The following is an 18,412-nucleotide window of genomic DNA, read 5'->3' as shown; positions in this document are numbered from 1 at the left end:
TAGCCGACAGTGCGACTGGAAAGGAGGTATCGGGATTCAGGTCCAGGTGATGACACCCGGTGGGGTCGACGGGGCCACCACCCGCCGACGGGTCGGACGACCGAGTGAATCGCCGTCTTCCACGCCGGGATGAACAGCATCGGCGTCTTACACCCCCTCGCCGTCGGTCGAGAGTGGACGCCGGGCCTCCGTCAGCTGTCCCTCGAACGACGTCGGCTGCCCGGCGTCGTCGGACGCGAGCGTCCGCTGTTTCTCGACTTCGGCGTGGATGGCGTCCGTGAGCCGCGGATGCTCACCGAACGGCTCTCCGTACTCGATGCCCCCGCGTTCGAGTTCGAGTGCGTCCGGAATGTGACTCCCGGTCGCGTCGGTCCGTGAGACGAACATCGGGACCGCCACTGCCCGGTTCGTCGTGACGTTGTACCTGACACACTCTACGGCGGGGTTCTGGAGGAGATAGCAGGTCAGAACCGATTCGTAGGCCGACTGCTCGCGGAGGCGCGCCGCGTGGTACCGTGCCGTCTCACGCTGGTAGGGTTTCGAACTGCTTCCGAAGCCGACGATGACGAGCGTCGCGTCTGCGCCAGGTGTGACGAGGTCGGCTGCGCGCTCCTCGATCACGTCGGTGACGGCCCCGCTCTGTCCGATCGGCTCACAGTAGTGGACGGTCCCGGAGAGATACGACAGTGCAGCCGGGACGTCGGTGAGGGTCTGGTGGTCGTGGGCCGCACACATCGGGACTGCGTACACCGATTCGGCCGACAGCTGCTCGAACGCCGCCCGCAGCTCGCGGACCGGTTCCTGCTCGTAGGTCGCAGTCAGCACCTCGTCGACGCCGCGACGATGTTCCAGCCGACTCGCGTGCGTTTCCAGCACCGCCTGCCGGTTTCCGACGTCTCGGCCGACGAGCAGTATCGTCTCCGTTGTCATGGTTCGGCCACGTAATGAAAGTTCACTTTATCTACCCCAATTGTTCTTGTCAAATCCCATGGAACGGACTGTAATATAAATTGTGGTCAGGGTGGATCCCGACGGTGCGACCAGCTATCGATCGAGTGTCGTGTCGACCATAACCGTCACCGCGAGCGGCAGTGCGGCCCGTGTGGCTCACGCCACGGAGCCGGCCCGGACGACCAGAACTGAGAGGTCGGAAAACGGCGAGTCCCGGGCCGCCGTCTCCGTGGTTCGCTCGCCGAGTTCGTCGAGCGTCGTCGCCGTCACGGACTCGTCGTCGTGGGTGAGGCGTTCGAAGACGAGCGCCTCGAGCGACGGAGCGGCACCGGCGTCGAGCAGCATGGCCGCCACGTCCTCCGGCATCCAGTCGAAGGGCCGCGGGAGCACCAGCAGGTGTCGCTCGCCGACGGTCTCGCGGAGTGCCTGGAGGTCCGGGCCGACGTCACCGCTCTTGTGGAGTGTCACGAACCGGCTCGTCTCCATCGGCGTCCGGGCCCGACTCGCGGCGACCTGTAGCGAGGAGATCCCCGGAATCACCCGAACCGGAGTGTCGACGGCTGCCTGCACCTTCCCGACGAACTGGTAGCCAGAGTGGTTCGGATCGCCCATCAGTACCGCTGTCCCCGCTGCGCCCCGTTCGACGCGGCGTGCGAACGTCGCGAGGATCGTTGCCTCGTCTCGGTAGCCACAGGTGAGCACCTCGGCGTCGGTCAGGTCGTCGACGAACTCGACGACCGTCTCGAAGCCGACGACCACGTCGGCCTCCCTGATCGCTCGCCGCCCACGTGGGGTCAGGTACTCCGGGTTCCCCGGGCCGATACCGACTGCATACACCGGTTCCGTCGTCGTCCCGGTCAGTTCCGGCTTGGACGACGCGATCGCCGCCGGATCCGGCCCGGCCTCGAGGTCGTAGTCGTCGCTCACGGGTCGTCACCGACTTCTCTCTGTCGGGGCCGGGACCCGCTCGACTCGACGGGGTCGAGCGAGACGGTCCCGTCTCGCACGTCGCTCGCGACGTGCACCAGCTCGTTGGCCAGCCCGGCCGCCAGTCCGCTCCCGCCGCGGCGACCGACCGTCGTTATCGCGGGCACGTCGCAGGCCGCTGCGACCTCGCGTACCCGTGTGCGACTCTCGGCGGCCTTCACGAACCCGACCGGCGTCGCGACGACGACGGCCGGGCGCGTCCCGTCCTCGATGCAGTCCGCGAGTGCGAGCGCGGCGGTCGGCGCGTTGCCGACCACGGCGATCGCACCGTCGTAGACGCCCTCGCGGTCGAGTTCGAGCACGGACGCCGCCGTCCGGGTCAGCCCCGTCCGCTCTGCTAACTCGGCTCCGTTGCCGATGGCCTTCCGCACGGGACAGTCGTGCCCGCGGCCGGTGATCCCCGCTTTTACCATCGTGATGTCGGTGACGATTGGCCGCTCGTCGAGGACCGCACGAGCCCCCGCGCGGACCGGTGCCGAATCGTCGCCGCCGGTGAACCGGACGAGGTGCTGGAACTCCGGGTCGCCCGTCGCGTGGACGGACTTCTGCCGGATGCGATCGGCCGGCGTCTCGTCGGGCACGAGTTCGCGGACGCGGTCCATGCTCGTCTCGGCGATGGCCATCGCGTCGCTGGTGGTCGCGCCCAGGTCGGCGTACGCCTCGAAGTCGCCGCCCTCCCCCGATGCTTCCCCGTCAGTCGTCATCGCCGGGCACCTCCGTGGCTCCCTGGCCCGCGCGGGCCTCGATGTCGCCGTCCACTTCGAGGTTCACGTCCCTGAGGCGGTCGACCACCTCGTCGTCGGCGTCCCACAGGCCCCGCTCGACAGCCTCCAGCAGAGTGTCGGTGATGCTCTCGAGCGCCCACGGGTTGACCTCGCGGAGCCACGCCTGCCGGTCGTCGTCGAAGGCGTATCGCTCCGCGACGTCGTTCCAGAGCGTATCGCTGACGACGCCGGTCGTCGCGTCCCAGCCGAGGACGACGTCGACGGTCGTCGAGAGGTCGCCGGCGCCCTTGTAGTCGTGTGCTTCCATCGAGTCGAGCCAGGTCGGATTGAGGACGCGAGCGCGCAGGGCCTTCCGGACCTTCTCCTCGTTGGTGTAGACCGAGACGTCGTCGGGGTCGGCCGAATCGCCGACGTACGAGGCCGGTTCCTCGCCGGCCAGTTCCGAGACGGCGGTGACGAACCCGCCGTGGAACGCGTACCAGTCCGAGCTGTCGAACTCGTCTTGCTCGGCGGTGTCCTCGATTTTCACCGTCGCCTCGACGCTCTCCAGGCGACGCTCGAAGGACCCGCGGGCCTCGCTGACGCGACCGCGGGACCCCATCGCGTAGCCGCCCCACTGGACGTACACCGCCGCGAGGTCCGACCGGTCGTCCCAGTTGCCCTCGTCGACGGCCTTGTTCGTCCCCGCGCCGTAGCCGCCCGGCCGCGTCGTGAACACGCGGTGTCTCGCCGCGCTCTCGGCGTCGCTCTCGTCCATGCCCTCCGCCACGAGGTCCTCGGTCTCAGTCTCCACGTGCTTCTTGACGTAGTTCATCTCGTGGGGTTCGTCGAGGTCGATCACGGCGTCGACGGCGTCGTGGACGACGCTCGCCGCGGCCGGGAACGCATCCCTGAACAGCCCCGAGACCCGCGTCGTCACGTCGATGCGCGGCCGGCCGAGTTCCGCGAGTGGGATGGGTTCGACGGCCTCGACGCGGCCGGCGTCGCTCCAGACCGGTTCGACCCCCAGCAGCGCGAGCACCTGCGCGATGGTCTCGCCGCGGGTCCGGACCGTCGGCGTCCCCCAGACCACGACGCCGACCTCCTCGGGATAGCCCCCCTCGTCTCGCCGGTGGCGCTCCAGGACACCCGCGGCGACCTCTCGGCCCACGTCCCACGCGGTCTTCGCGGGGACCTTCCGGGGGTCGAGCGTGTAGAAGTTCCGCGCCGTCGGGAGCAGGTCGACCCCGCCGCGGGTCGGCGCGCCGGACCCGCCGGGTGGGACGTACTCGCCCGCGAGGGCGTCGGCGGTGCGCGGGATCTCGTCGGCCGCCCCCGCCACTCGTGGAGCGGCTTCCTCGCAGATGTACGCCAGGACCTCGCGAAGGTCGTCGTGGGCGCCGGACCTCGCCCGGGCGTCGCCAAGCGGGTCGACGTCGACCACGAGGAGGTTCATGTTCACCGCCGACTCGCCGTCGTCGAGCTCGCTCTCGGGGACGTCGAAGTCGTGGTCGGCGAGCGTCCGGACCAGGTCGCGGCTGGTCTCGTGGACGTGGTCTGCGGCCTCGGCGTAGGTCATCCCGAGCGCGTCGTCGTACGCGCCGGGGGCGTTCCTGAGGGCGTCGTAGTCGACGCCGAGCACGCCGGCGACGCTCTCCCGGAGCGACGGCGCGCCGGGATTTTCGAGTCTGGTGAGCGCGACGAGGTAGTCGACGAGACGGTCCTCGACCGGCGGTTCGCCCATCGTGTGCAGTCCCTTGCGAATCTGGGTCGTCTTCACGTCGGTGAGGTACTCGTGAACGCGTTCGACCAGGTCGTCGATGTCCAGGTCGTCGCCCGCGACGCCCCCCTCGGCCAGCGTCGAGCCCGCCTCGTCTGGTCCCCGAACCTCGACCCGCTCGTCGATCTCGCCGTCGATGCCGAGTTCGACGGCCAGGTCCAGGTCGTCGACGGTCTCCCGAATCCTCGCTTCGAGATGGTCGCCGTCGTCGGTCCGGGCGTCCTCCATCCCCGCTTCGCGGTAGCGGGTGGCCAGTTCCTCCAGTTCCGCCAGGTCGTCGTAGGTGCCGGCGTTGGCCATCGCCGGCGTCAGGTAGTCGACGATGGCGGCGTACGAGCGCCGCTTGGCCTGTGTCCCCTCGCCGGGGTTGTTGACGATGTAGGGATACACGTTCGGCAGGTCGTCGATCAACTGGTCGGGGGCGCTCTCGCCGTCCAGGCCGACGGTCTTGCCGGGCAACCACTCCAGGCTGCCGTGGGTGCCAAGGTGGACGACCGCGTCGGCCTCGTAGCCGTCGCGGAGCCACCGGTAGAAGGCGACGTAGTCGTGTGGCGGCTGGAGGGCTGAATCGTGGTACACCTTCGAGGGGTCCACGCCGAAGCCACGGGGCGGCTGGACGGTGACTAGCACGTTGCCAAAGGCCACGCCGGGGATGGCGAACGGGCGGTCCGGCGGGTCCCCCCACTCCTCGAGGACGTGCTCGCGGAACGCCGGGTCCAGCGCGTCGAACCACTCGGCGTACTGCGTCGGCGACACCGTGTCGACGCTCAGGTCGCGTACGTCCTCTGGCGCGACCCACCGGTCGTCGAGCGTCAACTGGTCGGTCAGCCGCTCTACGAGCGATTGGCCGCTGGCGGGCAGCGACGGGCCCGTCTCGTAGCCGCGCGCGTCGAGTTCCTCGAGCAGGCTCACCGTGCTCTCGGGCGAGTCCAGCCCGAAGGCGGTCCCGATGCCGTCGTCGCTCGGCGGGTAGTTGTGGAGGACGACCGCGACCCGTTTCTCGTCGTTCGGCGTGTGGCGCAACCGCGCCCAGTTGACCGCCAGTCTGGCGGCGTGGTCGACCCGGTCGTCGATGGGGAAGTGCTGTTTCGGTGCGCTGCCGATGTCCGCGGCGTCGTCAGTGCGCTCTTTCCCGGAGATCGGGTGGGTGATGACGTTCCCGTCGAACTCGGGCAGTGCGACCGACAGGGCGAGTTCGAAGCCCATCACGCCGGTGTCGCTGCCGTCGTATCGCGACCGCGAGCGCATCGTCGTCACGGTCTGGACGACCGGCACGCCCAGCCTGTCGAGGAAGACCTCCTCGGCGTCCTGGCCCTCGTCGTCGGCGCTCCGGCCCCGTTCGTCCATCGACAGCGAGAACATGAACGAGGAACAGACGGCGTCGACCAGCGGCGTGCCGTCGTCGTCGAGCAACCACTCCTCGGTCACGCGCTCGGCGTTCCACTGGCCATCGGCGTCGGTAGCCGGTTCACAGAAGATCGGCAGTGCGTTCGCTCCCTGTTCCTCGATCGCCCGGACCTGTGCGTCGACGTAGCGGGTGTTCTCGTGGGTCCAGTGGGACTCGTAGAACCAGACGGCGACGGTCGGCCGCTCGGGGTCGAACGTCGCCCGCAACTCCTCGATGCTGGCGGCCGGGTGGTCCGGGTGGTAGACTCCCTCGGTGGGCAGCGCGACGGGGTCGTCGTACGCGGGGTCGGCCGCGCCGTACTGGCTCACCAGGTAGCGCAGGCAGTTGGCGACGTTGCTCGCACCGCCCCGATCCAGGTAATCGGAGACCGTCTCGCGGTGGTCGTCGGGGACCGACGTGTCCTCGTGGGCGAATGCGTCACCGGTGGCTTTCACGACGAGCGGGACGCCCGCGTCGCGCAGGCGTTCGACCGCCCGCTCGTAGCCGGGCATGCTGTCCTCGGCACCGTGGAGCCAGAGGACGACCGCCGTCGCGTCTGTCAGTGCCTCGACGAACCGCTCGACCGCCGGTTCGTCGTCGAGGTCGCTCTCCGAGCGGACGACGAGGTCGGCATCGACCTCGCCGGCGGCGCGCTGGACGGCCCCGAGTTCGTTCTCCGTCGCGGTGTAGAGTCCGAGCTGTGGCATAACGTTATTAAATCTCCGTTTGTACTAATGCAAGTATGGTTGAATACGGCGAGGTCAAAAAACCTTCGCAGGGACCGTCGTTCGCGGCGGTGGTCAGGCAGCGCGACCTCAAAGACGCGCTCCTCGCCGTCGCAGCGGACGATTCGCTCGACGGGTTGTTGATTCGCGGCGAGAAGGGGACTGCCAAGTCGACGGCGGTGCGTGCACTCGCCGAGTGTCTCCCGACCCAGCGGGCGGTCGCGGACTGTCCGTACGGGTGTCCACCCGACGACCCCGGTCGGCAGTGCTCGGACTGCCGCAGTCGCGAGCGCCTGCCGGCCGAGGAGCGGTCGGCGCCACTCGTGACCCTCCCACTCGGCGCGACCCGGGACCGGGTGGTCGGGACGCTTTCGGTCGCGGACGCGCTGGCCGGGGACCACGAGTTCGACCCGGGACTGCTCGCACGGGCAAATCGCGGCATCCTCTACGTGGACGAGGTGAACCTGCTCGAGGACCACCTGGTCGACGTCCTGCTCGACGCCGCCGCGAGCGGGATCAACCGCGTCGAACGGGACGGCGTCACCGTGACCCATCCCGCCACGTTCACGCTCGTCGGGACCATGAACCCCGAGGAGGGCGACCTCCGACCCCAGCTCCGGGACCGCTTCGCCCTGCAGACCACGGTGACGGCGTGTGAGGACGTCGACGACCGCGTGGCGATCATCGACGGGGCGCTCGGCGACGGGAACGGAACCGAGGGGCGGTCGAACGAACGGCCGGCCGGCGAACGCCTGCGGGCCGCCCGGGACCGACTCGACGAGGTCGACCTCGCCCGCGAGTTCCGCGAACAGATCGCACGGCTCTGTCTGGACGCCGGGCTCGACGGGCACCGGGGCGACATCGCGACGGCCCGCACGGCCAGAGTCTTCGCCGCGCTCGACGGCCGGACGACGGTCCTGGAACCCGACGTCGAACGCGCCGCCGAGTTCGCGCTGCCCCACCGGCTCGCGTCCACGCCGTTCGAGGACTCGCCCAACCTCGACGACGTCCTGGCGGACCACTTCGGAGACGAGTCCGGTGGCGGAGACGCCGACAGCGATGAACGAAGCGAGCGCACCGAGAGCGACGACGACCCCGATGCTGCGTCACCGGACGGTGCTACGGACGACTCAGCCGGCGGGGCAGACGACCAGACGGCCGAGACCGGGCCGGGTCCAGGCGGTGACGACGGCGACCAGGAACCACCGGAGGCCGACGGTCCCGGGTGCGACGCGCCCGACGACAGCGACGGTGATTCACCGTCGCCAGCCGAGGCTGGAGCAGACACCGCCGACAACGAGAGCGATGCCCAGGCGCGCGACGGCGACGAGGAAACCGACGGCGACGACGCGACCCCACTCCTCCCCGGGCAGTCCAGCGTCGCGGTCGGCGACAGCACTGCACCGGAGGTAGGGGCGCCGGCCGTCGACACCGACAGTGACGCCGCCAGCGGACGAGCAGAGGCGACGGGCACGGCTCGAGGAGCGACAGTCCGGACGCAGCGCGCCGGTCCCGGCGACGAGGTCGACGCGGCCGCGTCGGTTCGGGCAGCCGCGAGACGGGGCCGCGGCCGCGTCGACGCGCGCGACCTCCGACAGTCGGTCCGCGTCAGCGACGCCGAGACGCTGGTCGTGTTCGCACTGGACGCCAGCGCGTCGATGCGCCCGGCGATGCGAGCGGCGAAAGGAACCGTCCTCGAACTGCTCGAAGACGCCTATCAGGCCCGCGACGAGGTGTCGGTCGTCACGTTCGCGGGCGAGGACGCGGACGTGGTGTTGCCACCGACCGACAGCGTCTCGCGGGCCGCTCGCCACCTCAAGGACCTGCCGACCGGCGACCGGACGCCGCTCCCGGCCGGCCTTGCCGCCGCACACGACGTATTGGCTCGAACCGACCCCGACGCCGGCATCGCCGTGGTCGTCACAGACGGACGGGCGAACACCGCGTCCGGGAGTCCGGTAGCGGCCACGCGGGAGGCCGCACGACGACTCGGGTCGGTGGCCGACCGGACCGTCGTCGTCGACGCGGGGGCGGGAACGCGTGCGGGACTCGTCGGCGTCGTGGCCGACGAGACTGCGGCGACAGTCGTCTCACTGGACGCCCTGACCGCGGAGCGAATCGACACGCTGGCCGGCGAGTGAGACAGGTCGTAGCCGGAAGGTTTACAAACTAACTTTGTAATAGTACAAGTTAGATTTCAATGCAGACAGACACCGACACCGTCCGTGGCCGCATCGAACTCGCCGCCGGTACGCTCTCGGGCACGCAGCTGGCGCTCGCGCTGGCGTTCGTGGCCGCGCTCGGCTTCACGCTCCTGTTCGTCCAGGACCCGCTGGTTCACGACGCGCTGCACAACTTCCGACACGGTGCAGGCGTCACCTGTCACTGATGTCGCGAGGTCTTCTCGAACGGGGCGCGCTCGCCGGCGTGGCCGGGGGCCTCGTCTACGGGCTCTTTCTCGCGACGGTCGGGAACGCGTTCACCGCCGGCCTCGAGACGTTCGAATCTGGACATAGTCACGGAGGAGGACCGGTCGTCTCCGGACTCACGACGGCGGCCGTCAGCGTCGGCGGCGGCGTCCTCTGGGGACTGCTCTTTGGCGTCGCCGTCTTCGGGCTGGGCTATTACGTCTTCGAACCGGCACTGCCCGGCGACGGCGCGGTGACGCGGCTGGTGCTCGCAGCCGCCGGCTTCCTCGTCGTCTCGGGCGCGCCGTGGCTCGTGCTCCCGCCACAGCCGCCGGGCGTCGAGCAGGCACTCCCGACGGAGACGCGCCTGCTCTGGTACGGCGGGATGATGGCCGTCGGCGCGTCCGTCGTCGGCCTGTGTGGCCTGGCGTATCGACGGACACCCCACCGACGGCCCGGCGTCCACGCTGTCGTCACGCTGGCACCGCTCGCAGTGCTCGCGATTCCGGTCGTCCTCGCGCCAGCGAACCCCGTCCACGGGGACGTCCCGGGGGCACTGGTCGTGGCCTACCGCTGGACGGTCGTCTTCGGGCAACTGTTGCTCTGGGCGACCCTCGCCGGCGTGCATTCGTGGCTCGGTGCTCCCGACCACGCGGTCGCCGACCTCGAGTATTCGACGACGGCCGACTGAGCGCCTTCTCGTCGTATTTCACGCCGAACCGGACGACGCCGTCGACCGTGCCGAGGATGGCGAGGCGGGCCGCGAGCGCAACCGCTGCGGGGTCATAGCGACGATACGAATCGACGAGATTACGGCGAGTGGGGGGCTGCCGGGACCCGCTCACCCGTCGACCGGGAACGCCTCGTGGAGGAGGTCGTGGGCCTCGCCGAGACCGGCGAGGACGTCTTCCCCCTGTGTCGTCAGTCGCGAGACCGCTCGCTCGGCGTCACGAACGGCGACCAGCCGTCCCCGCAGGTAGTCGTACTCGGGGTCGTCGGCGTCTGTCCTGGCAATCTGCTCTTCGAGGTCGACGAGCGCCGCGTCGAGGTGGCGTTCGATGGCGACGAGCGTCTGGGCGTCGGCCAGGCCCTCGATCGGCCCCGTCAGGTTCCCCTCCAGCTCCTGCTGGGCGTGCTTTCGCGCCTGTTCGTCTTCGGTGCCGAGGACGTTCATGAGGCCCAGTTTGAGGGCCTCGATTTCGTAACAGCTCATAGACGTACTAGTGGCTCGCGTCGGTTAGAGCGTTTGGTCGACCAGTTCGCTCACGATGCGGTCGCGGTCGAGGTGCGACGAGACGATGCCGTCGGCGTCGTCGGCCCCGACGCCGCCGTACCAGACGCCGTCGGGATAGACCGCGACCATCGGGCCCTCGCCACAGCGGCCCAGACAGGACGACCGCGTGATGCGGGCGTCACACTGGTCGCTGTCGCGGGCGGCCTGTCGGAGCCGTTCGAGGACCGCGGGTGCGCCGTCCTGTGCGCAGGTCTGGTTCGTACAGACGGCGACGTGCTTTTCCGGTGCGTCGTGGACGTGCGGGTCGTCGTCGACGTCCTCGCGGTCGGCGTGTTCGGCCTGGTGGGTCAGCGCCCGGAGCATGGCCCGCGCGCCACCCCGGTCGTTTTCGTAGCCGTCCAGTTCGACCTTGTACTTGCAGGTGTCACAGGACATCTCGACGCTGCCCGTCCGGGCCTCCTGCCACCGGTCGCCGAGCACGTCGAGCAGGCGGCTGTCGGTGCCGAGCGGGTCACCCGGCGCGGCGTCGACGTAGGGGTACTCCGCGTCGAACTCCCGGGCCCCGTCTCTGATACGACCGGTCAGGACGCCGTCACCGAGCATGTAGGGGAGGACGACGACGGCGTCGGGCCGCCCCTTCGCGAGGTCGTGGAGCGTGTCTTCCAGGCGGGGGTCGGTGACGCCGACGAACGAGGCACGGACCCGCTCGAACGTGCGCCCCTCGTACAGCAGGCGTGCGAGTTTGTGGACGTCCGCGTTGGCGTCCGGGTCCGACGACCCGCGCGCACAGAGGACGACGGCCACGTCGTCGCCCTCACGGTCGACACCCAGTTCGGCCTCGACGGCCGCCGCCCGGTCGTCCAGCAGGTCGAGAAGTGCCGGGTGGACGCCCAGGTGAGCGCCGTTGTTGATCGTCAGGTCGGGGTGGGCCTCACGGGCCTGCGTGACCGCCAGCGGCACGTCGTTTTTGACGTGGCTCGCGGCAAACAGTGAGAGGTGGACGACGGTCACCTGGGAGACGGTGGCCGCGAGGCCGGCGATGGCGTCGTCGATGGCCGGGTCGGCGAGTTCGAGGAAGGCGGCGTCGACCGGGATACCGAGGCGACGCTCCAGGTCGGCCGCCAGCTGTCGGACCTGCTCGTTGGACTTCTCGCGGCGCGAGCCGTGCCCGGCGAGCAGGATGGCCTCGTCGTCGAGCGTCTCCGTGGCTGTGGTGGCTTCGCTCATCGGACTCGTTCGAGGCTCTTCCGGAGTTTCCGCCGCCGACTCGGTGCGAACAACCCGGTGGCCTCGCTGCCGTCGTACAGCCAGTCGCCCAGCGCCGGGACGGCGTCGTCGTCGACGCCGAACCAGTAGCCCGAGGACGCCTCGGAACAGTCCCCACACGGGACGTCGACGGGACACGCCGCCAGCAGCGACTGGACCGTCCGCAGGAGCCGCCGGTCCGCGTGGACGAACGAGACGCCGACGACATCCGCGTCGGATTTGAAACAGACTGTCCCACAGGCTTCGAGGAGGCCCCGCAGGAGTTGGCGGTCGTATTCGGCGAGCGTCTCGAAGCGGTAGCCGCCGGCCTCGCCCGCGAAGGGCAGGCCGAGCGCGGCCCCCGCCCGGTCCGCGAGGTCACCGAACACCTGGAGCGTGTACTCGTCGTCTGTTCGGACGATGGACGTGTCGTGCGCGTAGGCCCGCTCGACGGTGCGATGGCCGGTCCGGTCGGCACCGGCGATCGACGCGAGTCGCCTGGCAGCGATCTCGTCGGTCGTCCGGACGGTGACACAGTGCTCGTCGCACTCGCCGTCGCCAGCGACCCGCCCCCAGAAGTACGCCGTCTCCGGGTGGGCCGCGAGCATGTCCCCCGGCGCGTCGGTGTCGACGCTCATGGCTCGCCCTCCGTACGGTCGGCCGCCGGGGAGACATCCTCGACGGTAATCGCATCGAGTGGACAGGCCGCGGCCGCCGACGCGGCGTCGTCCCGTCGGTCGTCGTCGAACGTCGCCGCCACGGTCCGCTCGTCGTCGACCTCGATGGCCGCGAGGCCGTCGCCGTCCTCGACGAACCGGTCGTCGCGCACGAGACAGGCGAAGACACCGTCACAGGTCGCTCTGTCGAGTGTGATCCGGTACATGGTCAGTAGTCGTACTTCGTCTCGTAGCCACGCGGCGTGACCATCCGGTCGTCCCAGACGTAGGTCTCCTCGTTGCCCACGAGCAGCGTCGTCGTCATGTCGACGAGGTCGGTCTCGCCCAGGTCGGGCAGATCGCCCAGTTCGACGATCTCGACGCGCTCGTCCTCGCGACCCGCGGCGTGTACCACGCCGACCGGCGTCTCAGGGTCGCGGTGTTCGAGCAGAATCTCGCAGCACTTCGCGTAGTTGTCCCGGCGCTTGCGACTCCAGGGGTTGTAGATGGCGATGGTGAACCCCTCCTTGGCCGTGGCGTGCAACCGGGACTCGATGGTCGGCATGTCCGTGAGGTGGTCCGACAGCGAGATGGAGACGGTGTCGTTGACCAGCGGCGCGCCGACGCGGGCCGCACACGACTGGGCGGCGGGGACGCCGGGGACGACGTCGAACGCAAGCATCGAGGCGGTCGCGCCCTTGGACTCGAGTATCTCCAGTGCCAGTCCGGCGAGCGCGTAGACGTTCGGGTCGCCGCTGCCGATGATTGCCACGTCGTTGCCGGCCAGCGCCCGGTCGGTCGCCTCCTCCGTGCGGGACACCTCGCCGCACATCGGCGTGTCGTAGATGTCCTCCGCGGCCTCAATCACCTCGTCGGGGAGCAGTTCGACGTAGGTCGTGTAGCCGACGATGTGGTCGGCCTCGAGCAGGGCCGCGCGTGCCTTCGCCGTCATCCCCTCCGGTTGGCCGGGGCCGAGGCCGACGGCGACCAGTCGACCAGGGTCGGCCTCGAAGTCGTCGACGGTGGCGCCGACGTCCGCCTCGCCGCTTTCCGTCGACGAGCCGCCACAGGAACTGCCGGTGGCAGTCGACGACGACCCGCCACACGCTGACGAGTTTTCGTCCGCCGTTCCGGTCGTTGCGCCACCGCATTTCGATTCGCGCTCCGTACTCGTTTCAGTGGTCTCGTCCGTACGCATGCTCAGAAATCCTCCACGTCACGCCCGCCACGCGGGGTGACGAGAAAGTCGCGGTAGTCGTTCGCCCAGTGCTCGGTCTCGTGGGTGCCGACGACGATGGACGACCCCATGCCGCCGACTTCGTCGGCGTGGTCCGGCAGTTCGCCGAGCGTCGTGATGGTCTCCGTCTCGTCGTCGAGGTTCCGGCCCAGCGTCCCCCGCCCGGCGTCGTTGACGATCGCCGCCGGCACGTCGTCGGCCCGTTCCTCTCGCAGAATGGCCACCGCTCGCTCGTAGTCCCGCCAGCAGTTGTACAGGACGACGACGAAGCCGCTGATGGCGGCCGCCCGGAGCTTCTCCTCGATCTCGTCCCAGCCGCGCCACTTGTCCGACAGCGAGACGGTACAGAAGTCGTTCGACAGCGGCGCACCGAGGTTCGCCGCCCCCGAGAGGGCGGCGGTCACGCCGGGGACGATCTCGATGGGCACGTCGTCGGCGTCGTCGGCGTCGGCCATCGTGAACAGGAGGTCGGATTTCCCGTAGACGTTCGGGTCGCCGCCGGAGACGTGGGCGACGGCCTGGCCGTCCCGTACGCGCTCGAACGCCTCGCGTGCGAGCTCGACCTGCTTGCCCATCGAGGACCTGACGAGCGTCTGGCGGCTCCCGTCGGGGCGTTCGAGGACCGTCCCCGACTCGTCGGTCACGATACCGTCGTCGCACACGTCGTCGAGTGCCGCCGATTCCGGCGGGAGCGTGCCGTCGGTCCGGAGGAACTCCTGATAGAGGTTCGACGCGAAGACGCAGTCAGCCGTCCGAATCACGTCCTTTGCCCGGTGGGTCATGTCGTGGGGGAGGCCTGGGCCGATACCGACGACGTACAGCGTCCCGTAGTCCTCGGGGTGGGCCGCCGTCGCACCGTCCACGCCCCTCTCGCCGGTCCGGCTCATCGGCCGATCGCCACCGTCACGGCCTCGTCGTAGCGCGTCTTCTCGGCCAGCAGGTCGTGGTCACGCCCGCCGGCGATGGCCGACGCCTCGGCGATGCCGGGCCAGCCGATGAGTTCCTTCGAGCGGGACGGCGACGGGCCCTCGAATTCCTCCAGCGTCTCCTTCTCGAAGGCGACGACGCCCAGGCCCCAATCCTCGGCGGCGGCGAGCAACCCCTCTTCGTCGGCCTTCCTGGTGCCCGTGGCGACGAAGTCGACGTCTTCGCGGTCGCAGTCTGCGTCGTCGAGCGCGGCGTCCCACGCGTCGTGGAACTGTTCGACCTTCGCGCCGGCGACGCTGCCGGTACCCAGGACGACGCCGTCCGCGCCGTTGCGTTTCAGGACCGTCACGTCGTCGTCGACGAGCACCGCCGACGGGCCGTCGAGTCGTTCGACTGGACCGAGTTCGTCGTCCAGCACCGCGAGGTTCGTCGCGACCGTCGAGTCGCCGTTGACGACGTGTGCGTCGAGGGCTCTCGCCTGCTTCTCGACGCCCTGTTTGTCGGCCGCCTCGCTCGCTGTCGTCATCGCCGGGACCGCGCCAAGCGACGCCAGATCGTCGGCGACCTGGTTCGCGCCGTGGTGGCCCCCCGTGATCGGAATTGCCCACGTGAGTTCCTCGTCGACGACGCAGATGGCGGGGTCGTCCCACTTGTCGTCCAGCAGGTGGGCGGTCTTGCGCATCGCGATGCCGCTGGCCATCAGGCCGACGAAACAGTCGTACTCGCCCCAGAACTCCTCGAAGACGTCGCCGTGGTACTCGAGCACGTCGATGGACGCGTAGCGGTCGCCGATGCCGTCGACGATCTCCGCGGCGGTCCCCATCTTCCGCTCGAACGCGACGATGGCGATCTCCTCGGCGGCCTCACCGTCGGAATCGGGTACTGTGCAACTGTTCGTGTCGCTGTCGTCGGTGCTCATCAGTCGTCGGCCTCCTGTGAGTCCGCGTCGCCGCTGGCCCAGTCCCCGTACAGGAACGAGCGTTCGTAATCCTCCCCGCCGACCGCGTCGCCGACGACCACCATCGCCGAGGCCCGATAACCGGTGTCCTCGACCTTCTCGCCGATGGTCTCGATTGTTCCCTCGATGACGTCCTCGTCGGGCCACGAGGCGTGGTAGACCACCGCGACGGGCGTCTCCGGGTCGTGACCGTCATCGAGCAGGCGCTCCATCGTCTCGGCGACGGCGTGAGTACCGAGATAGATGCAGGTCGTCACGTCGCCCATCCCCACGAACTCTGAGACGTGATCCTCGTCCGCGTCGAGTGTCTTCCCCTGGGGGCGGGTGAAGGCGACGTGATTTGCCACCTCGTTCAGCGTCAACTGCGTCCGTAGCGTCGCGCTGGCGGCGAAGGCCGACGTGACGCCGGGGACGATGTACGTGGGGACGCCCTCGTGTTCGAGCGCGTCCATCTGTTCTAAGGCCGCGCCGTAGATGGCCGGATCGCCGCTGTGGAGGCGGACGACCGTCTCGCCGCGCTCGTACGCGTCCCGCATCAGCGGGATCAGTTCCTCGAGGTCCTTGCCGATGGAACTGACCGTCTCGGCGTCCTCGCAGTACTCGGCCAGCAGTTCACTGTTGACCAGCGAGCCGGCGTGGACCACGAGGTCGGCGTCGGCCAGCAGGTCGCGGCCCGCGACGGTCAGCAGTCGCGGGTTCCCCGGCCCGGCCCCGACGAAGGGGATACCATCCTGGTCGTCGCCGGCGCTGTGTTCGTATACTCGTTCGTCACGATTCCCTGCGACGGCGTCGATTGCCGTCTGTGGGTCCGTCTCTCCTCGCTCGTCGCTCATCGTCCCACCTCGTCGCCACAGAGTGCGCCCTCGGAGCGTTCCTGCCGGGCCGCCCTCCCAGCGGCATAGTCGCCACCGTCGGTGATCGCACCCGTCCCATCTGCCGACTCGAGGAAGGCGTCGGTCGCCTGTTCGACGCGTGCCTCGGGTCGCTCCGCGTACGCGAGCGTGTAGTAATCGCGCTCTTCGATATCGGTTGGGTCGTCCGTGACGAGCGTCTCGCCCTGCTCCATGAACAGCCGCCGCCCGTAGACGACGTCGTAGCCGGCCTCGACCAGCCCCTCGTGGGTCGCCGGGGCGTCTGTTACCTTGAACAACACCATCCGGTCGGGACCGGTCGGCGAGACGCCGCCGTCGGCCTCGCGCAGGGCGAGACTCGACCCGGCAGTTATCTCGACGCCCAGGGCGGTCGCGAACGCGGTGACCGCACTGACGCCGGGGACGACCTCGAGGTCGACCTCGGGGTGAAAGGCCGCCATCGTCCGCCGGAGGTGGCCGAACGTCGAGTAGACGTTCGGGTCGCCGAGCGTGACGAACGCCACGTCGCCGTCACGTGCGGTCGGAGCGATCTCGGCGGCCGCCGTCTTCCACGCCGCCCGGAGTTTCTCGGCGTCACGCGTCATCGGGAACTCGAGGTCGCCGATTCGGTCTTCGGGAACGTGGTTCGTCGCGACCGACCGGGAGAGTCGGCCCGGGGAGTAGACGACGTCTGCATCGGCGAGGACGTCGCGGCCACGGACCGTGACGAGGTCCGCCTCGCCGGGGCCGAGTCCGACGCCGTACAGCGTCATCGTCGGCCCCCGTCGGTCGCCACCGCGTCGGTGCCGCCGACCAGCACGTACACCGGGTTCTGGGCGTCGAAGCTCGTCGCCCCGGCGAGTTCGTAGCCGTGGCTCACCTGGACCTGCACGACTTCGTCGAGCAAACCCCGGTCACGGAACGCCTCGGTGGCGGCTCCGGCGACCTCGAGCCGGGAGACGTTCATCACCACGCGGTCGATACCGGTCTCGACTGCGTGGTCCAGCACGGCCTCGTAGTTCCGACTACCACCCAGGAAGAGGGCGTCGGCGTCGGCGGGTAATCCCGCCGGGGCTTCGGCGTCCTCGAGCGTGACGTCGGCGGTCACGTCGTTCGCAGCGAGGTTCTTTCTCGTGACGGCCAGTCGGTCGGGCTTCCGTTCGAGCGCCGTGACCCGACCGGCCCGTCTGGCGGCCTCGATGGTGACTGCACCGGTACAGGACCCGACCTCGACGAAGTGGTCAGTCGGCCCGAGGTCGAGTTTTTGACAGAGGACGGCCCTGACCTCTGCCTTCGTCGGCCCCGCCTTCGCGTCGTGTGGGAGCGATACCTGTGACATCACGGGCCACAACTCAGGTAGCGCGTAAAACAATTTTGGTTGTGCTAAGTAAAGTGATATTGTTAAAATTCGGGTTCCGACGCGATGTGAGTAAAATTCACGAGAACTAGGAACAAGATATTTTAGTTCCAGAGCCGGAGATCGGACGATGACCTCGAATCCCGACGACGCGGAAACGTTCCGCGTCCTCCGTAACAAACGAGACGCGACGAGATACCAGATCCTGGTCGAGATCGCAGACAGACAGCCGGCGGTCAGTCAACAGGAGATCGCCGGGGAGATCGGCGTCACCTCGCAGGCGGTGAGCAACTATCTCCAGGACCTCGTCGGACTCGGTCACGTCGAGAAGCTCGGTCGCGGTCGCTACGAGGTCACCAAGGAGGGCGTCGACTGGCTCATCTCACAGACCGACCACCTCCGGAACTACGTGCAACACGTCTCCGAGGACGTCATCGGACAGGTCGACGTCGAGACGGTCCTCGCGACGACAGACGTCAGCGAGGGTGAGACCGTCTCCCTGACGATGCGAGACGGGGTGCTTCGTGCGATGGCCGGGTCGACTGGGAGTGCAACTGCGGTTGCGGTCACGGAGGCTGCGGCTGGCACCGAGGTAGGCATCACGAACGTCGAGGGCGTCGTCGATTACGAGCTGGGGACGGTCACGGTGGTCTCGGTCCCGAAGGTCCAGAACGGTGGCAGTCGTGCGGTAGAACCCGGCACTATCGCCGACCTCGCCGGTGGACACGACCTGGTCGCCGTCGCCGGCGTCGAAGCGCTCGCCACAGCCAGGGCCGCAGCCGTCGAGGTCGACGTCCGGTTTGGCAGCGCCAGCGCAGTCCAGGAAGCGGCCACGAAGGGACTCGACGTCCTCCTGCTTGCCGCGACCGACCGGGTTTCGAGCCACACCGACAACCTCGCCGACGGGAACATCAGCTACGAGGTCGTCGACGCTGCCGACGCGTAGTCGCGTCGCGACGTCCGCTCGCACCGTGTGACCCTCGTGTTTAACCCGGCCGCAGTCAG

General features: G+C 69.1%; 18 protein-coding genes. 4 read left to right on the top strand and 14 right to left on the bottom strand.

Annotated elements, in window-relative coordinates; all coding sequences use genetic code 11:
* Window positions 1-147: 147 nt before the first annotated feature.
* The 4 genes from P1K88_RS05315 to cobN all read right to left on the bottom strand — a co-directional run bounded on the left by P1K88_RS05315 (window position 148) and on the right by cobN (window position 6,516).
* Complete coding sequence (locus P1K88_RS05315; protein WP_276413125.1) at window positions 148-930, bottom strand: CbiX/SirB N-terminal domain-containing protein; 783 nt, start codon at window positions 928-930, stop codon at window positions 148-150.
* A gap of 177 nt (window positions 931-1,107) precedes the next feature.
* Window positions 1,108-1,878, bottom strand: coding sequence for a cobalt-precorrin-7 (C(5))-methyltransferase (locus P1K88_RS05310; protein WP_276413123.1), 771 nt, complete (start codon window positions 1,876-1,878; stop codon window positions 1,108-1,110).
* Window positions 1,875-2,642 (bottom strand): precorrin-8X methylmutase, encoded by a 768-nt coding sequence (locus tag P1K88_RS05305; RefSeq protein ID WP_276413122.1) that lies wholly within the window; start codon window positions 2,640-2,642, stop codon window positions 1,875-1,877. Before P1K88_RS05305 ends, P1K88_RS05310 begins: the two co-directional genes overlap by 4 nt.
* Window positions 2,632-6,516 carry a cobaltochelatase subunit CobN gene (gene cobN / locus P1K88_RS05300; RefSeq protein ID WP_276413120.1) on the bottom strand — a complete coding sequence of 1,295 codons (3,885 nt, stop codon included), beginning with the start codon at window positions 6,514-6,516 and terminating at the stop codon, window positions 2,632-2,634. The genes P1K88_RS05305 and cobN overlap by 11 nt, the downstream gene beginning before the upstream one ends.
* 35 nt (window positions 6,517-6,551) lie before the next feature.
* Here cobN and P1K88_RS05295 point away from each other — a divergent pair, with 35 nt between their 5' ends.
* Genes P1K88_RS05295 through P1K88_RS05285 form a run of 3 tightly spaced genes read left to right on the top strand, consistent with a single transcriptional unit; the run spans window position 6,552 to window position 9,633 of the window.
* Window positions 6,552-8,675: a VWA domain-containing protein gene (locus P1K88_RS05295; RefSeq protein ID WP_276413119.1), complete on the top strand. Its 2,124-nt coding sequence runs from the start codon at window positions 6,552-6,554 to the stop codon at window positions 8,673-8,675.
* Window positions 8,676-8,734: 59 nt separating this feature from the next.
* The gene (locus tag P1K88_RS05290; protein WP_276413117.1) at window positions 8,735-8,923 is read left to right on the top strand and encodes a CbtB domain-containing protein; all 189 of its coding nucleotides are present in this window, start codon (window positions 8,735-8,737) and stop codon (window positions 8,921-8,923) included.
* Window positions 8,923-9,633 (top strand): CbtA family protein, encoded by a 711-nt coding sequence (locus P1K88_RS05285; RefSeq protein ID WP_276413115.1) that lies wholly within the window; start codon window positions 8,923-8,925, stop codon window positions 9,631-9,633. Before P1K88_RS05290 ends, P1K88_RS05285 begins: the two co-directional genes overlap by 1 nt.
* Window positions 9,634-9,783: 150 nt before the next feature.
* Here P1K88_RS05285 and P1K88_RS05280 read toward each other — a convergent pair whose 3' ends face one another.
* From P1K88_RS05280 to cbiT, 10 genes are read right to left on the bottom strand one after another with little or no spacing between them, the layout of a single operon-like run.
* Window positions 9,784-10,155, bottom strand: coding sequence for a DUF3209 family protein (locus P1K88_RS05280; RefSeq protein WP_276413114.1), 372 nt, complete (start codon window positions 10,153-10,155; stop codon window positions 9,784-9,786).
* Window positions 10,156-10,179: 24 nt separating this feature from the next.
* Complete coding sequence (locus P1K88_RS05275) at window positions 10,180-11,403, bottom strand: CbiX/SirB N-terminal domain-containing protein (protein WP_276413112.1); 1,224 nt, start codon at window positions 11,401-11,403, stop codon at window positions 10,180-10,182.
* Entirely contained in the window at window positions 11,400-12,059 is a 660-nt protein-coding gene (locus P1K88_RS05270) for a cobalamin biosynthesis protein (RefSeq protein ID WP_276413110.1), read from the bottom strand. Before P1K88_RS05270 ends, P1K88_RS05275 begins: the two co-directional genes overlap by 4 nt.
* Window positions 12,056-12,304, bottom strand: a complete 249-nt coding sequence (locus P1K88_RS05265; protein ID WP_276413108.1) for a ferredoxin — start codon at window positions 12,302-12,304, stop codon at window positions 12,056-12,058. The genes P1K88_RS05270 and P1K88_RS05265 overlap by 4 nt, the downstream gene beginning before the upstream one ends.
* A gap of 2 nt (window positions 12,305-12,306) precedes the next feature.
* Window positions 12,307-13,275 (bottom strand): precorrin-3B C(17)-methyltransferase, encoded by a 969-nt coding sequence (gene cobJ, locus P1K88_RS05260; RefSeq protein WP_276413106.1) that lies wholly within the window; start codon window positions 13,273-13,275, stop codon window positions 12,307-12,309.
* 2 nt (window positions 13,276-13,277) lie between these two features.
* Window positions 13,278-14,201, bottom strand: coding sequence for a precorrin-3B C(17)-methyltransferase (locus P1K88_RS05255; RefSeq protein ID WP_276413104.1), 924 nt, complete (start codon window positions 14,199-14,201; stop codon window positions 13,278-13,280).
* Window positions 14,198-15,160: a cobalt-precorrin 5A hydrolase gene (gene cbiG / locus P1K88_RS05250; protein ID WP_276413102.1), complete on the bottom strand. Its 963-nt coding sequence runs from the start codon at window positions 15,158-15,160 to the stop codon at window positions 14,198-14,200. The genes P1K88_RS05255 and cbiG overlap by 4 nt, the downstream gene beginning before the upstream one ends.
* Window positions 15,160-16,032, bottom strand: a complete 873-nt coding sequence (locus P1K88_RS05245; protein WP_276413101.1) for a cobalt-precorrin-4/precorrin-4 C(11)-methyltransferase — start codon at window positions 16,030-16,032, stop codon at window positions 15,160-15,162. The genes cbiG and P1K88_RS05245 overlap by 1 nt, the downstream gene beginning before the upstream one ends.
* On the bottom strand, window positions 16,029-16,823 hold the full coding sequence (locus tag P1K88_RS05240; RefSeq protein WP_276413099.1) for a cobalt-factor II C(20)-methyltransferase: 795 nt from the start codon (window positions 16,821-16,823) through the stop codon (window positions 16,029-16,031). Before P1K88_RS05240 ends, P1K88_RS05245 begins: the two co-directional genes overlap by 4 nt.
* Entirely contained in the window at window positions 16,820-17,389 is a 570-nt protein-coding gene (gene cbiT / locus P1K88_RS05235) for a precorrin-6Y C5,15-methyltransferase (decarboxylating) subunit CbiT (RefSeq protein ID WP_276413097.1), read from the bottom strand. The genes P1K88_RS05240 and cbiT overlap by 4 nt, the downstream gene beginning before the upstream one ends.
* 148 nt (window positions 17,390-17,537) lie before the next feature.
* On the opposite strand from cbiT, the gene P1K88_RS05230 reads away from it, so the two are divergent.
* The gene (locus P1K88_RS05230; protein WP_276413095.1) at window positions 17,538-18,353 is read left to right on the top strand and encodes a DUF7839 domain-containing protein; all 816 of its coding nucleotides are present in this window, start codon (window positions 17,538-17,540) and stop codon (window positions 18,351-18,353) included.
* The last annotated feature ends 59 nt before the right edge of the window (window positions 18,354-18,412 follow it).

Source organism: Haloarcula halobia (assembly GCF_029338255.1).
Classification (GTDB): Archaea; Halobacteriota; Halobacteria; order Halobacteriales; family Haloarculaceae; genus Haloarcula; species Haloarcula halobia.
This window is presented reverse-complemented; position numbering and strand designations above follow the sequence as displayed.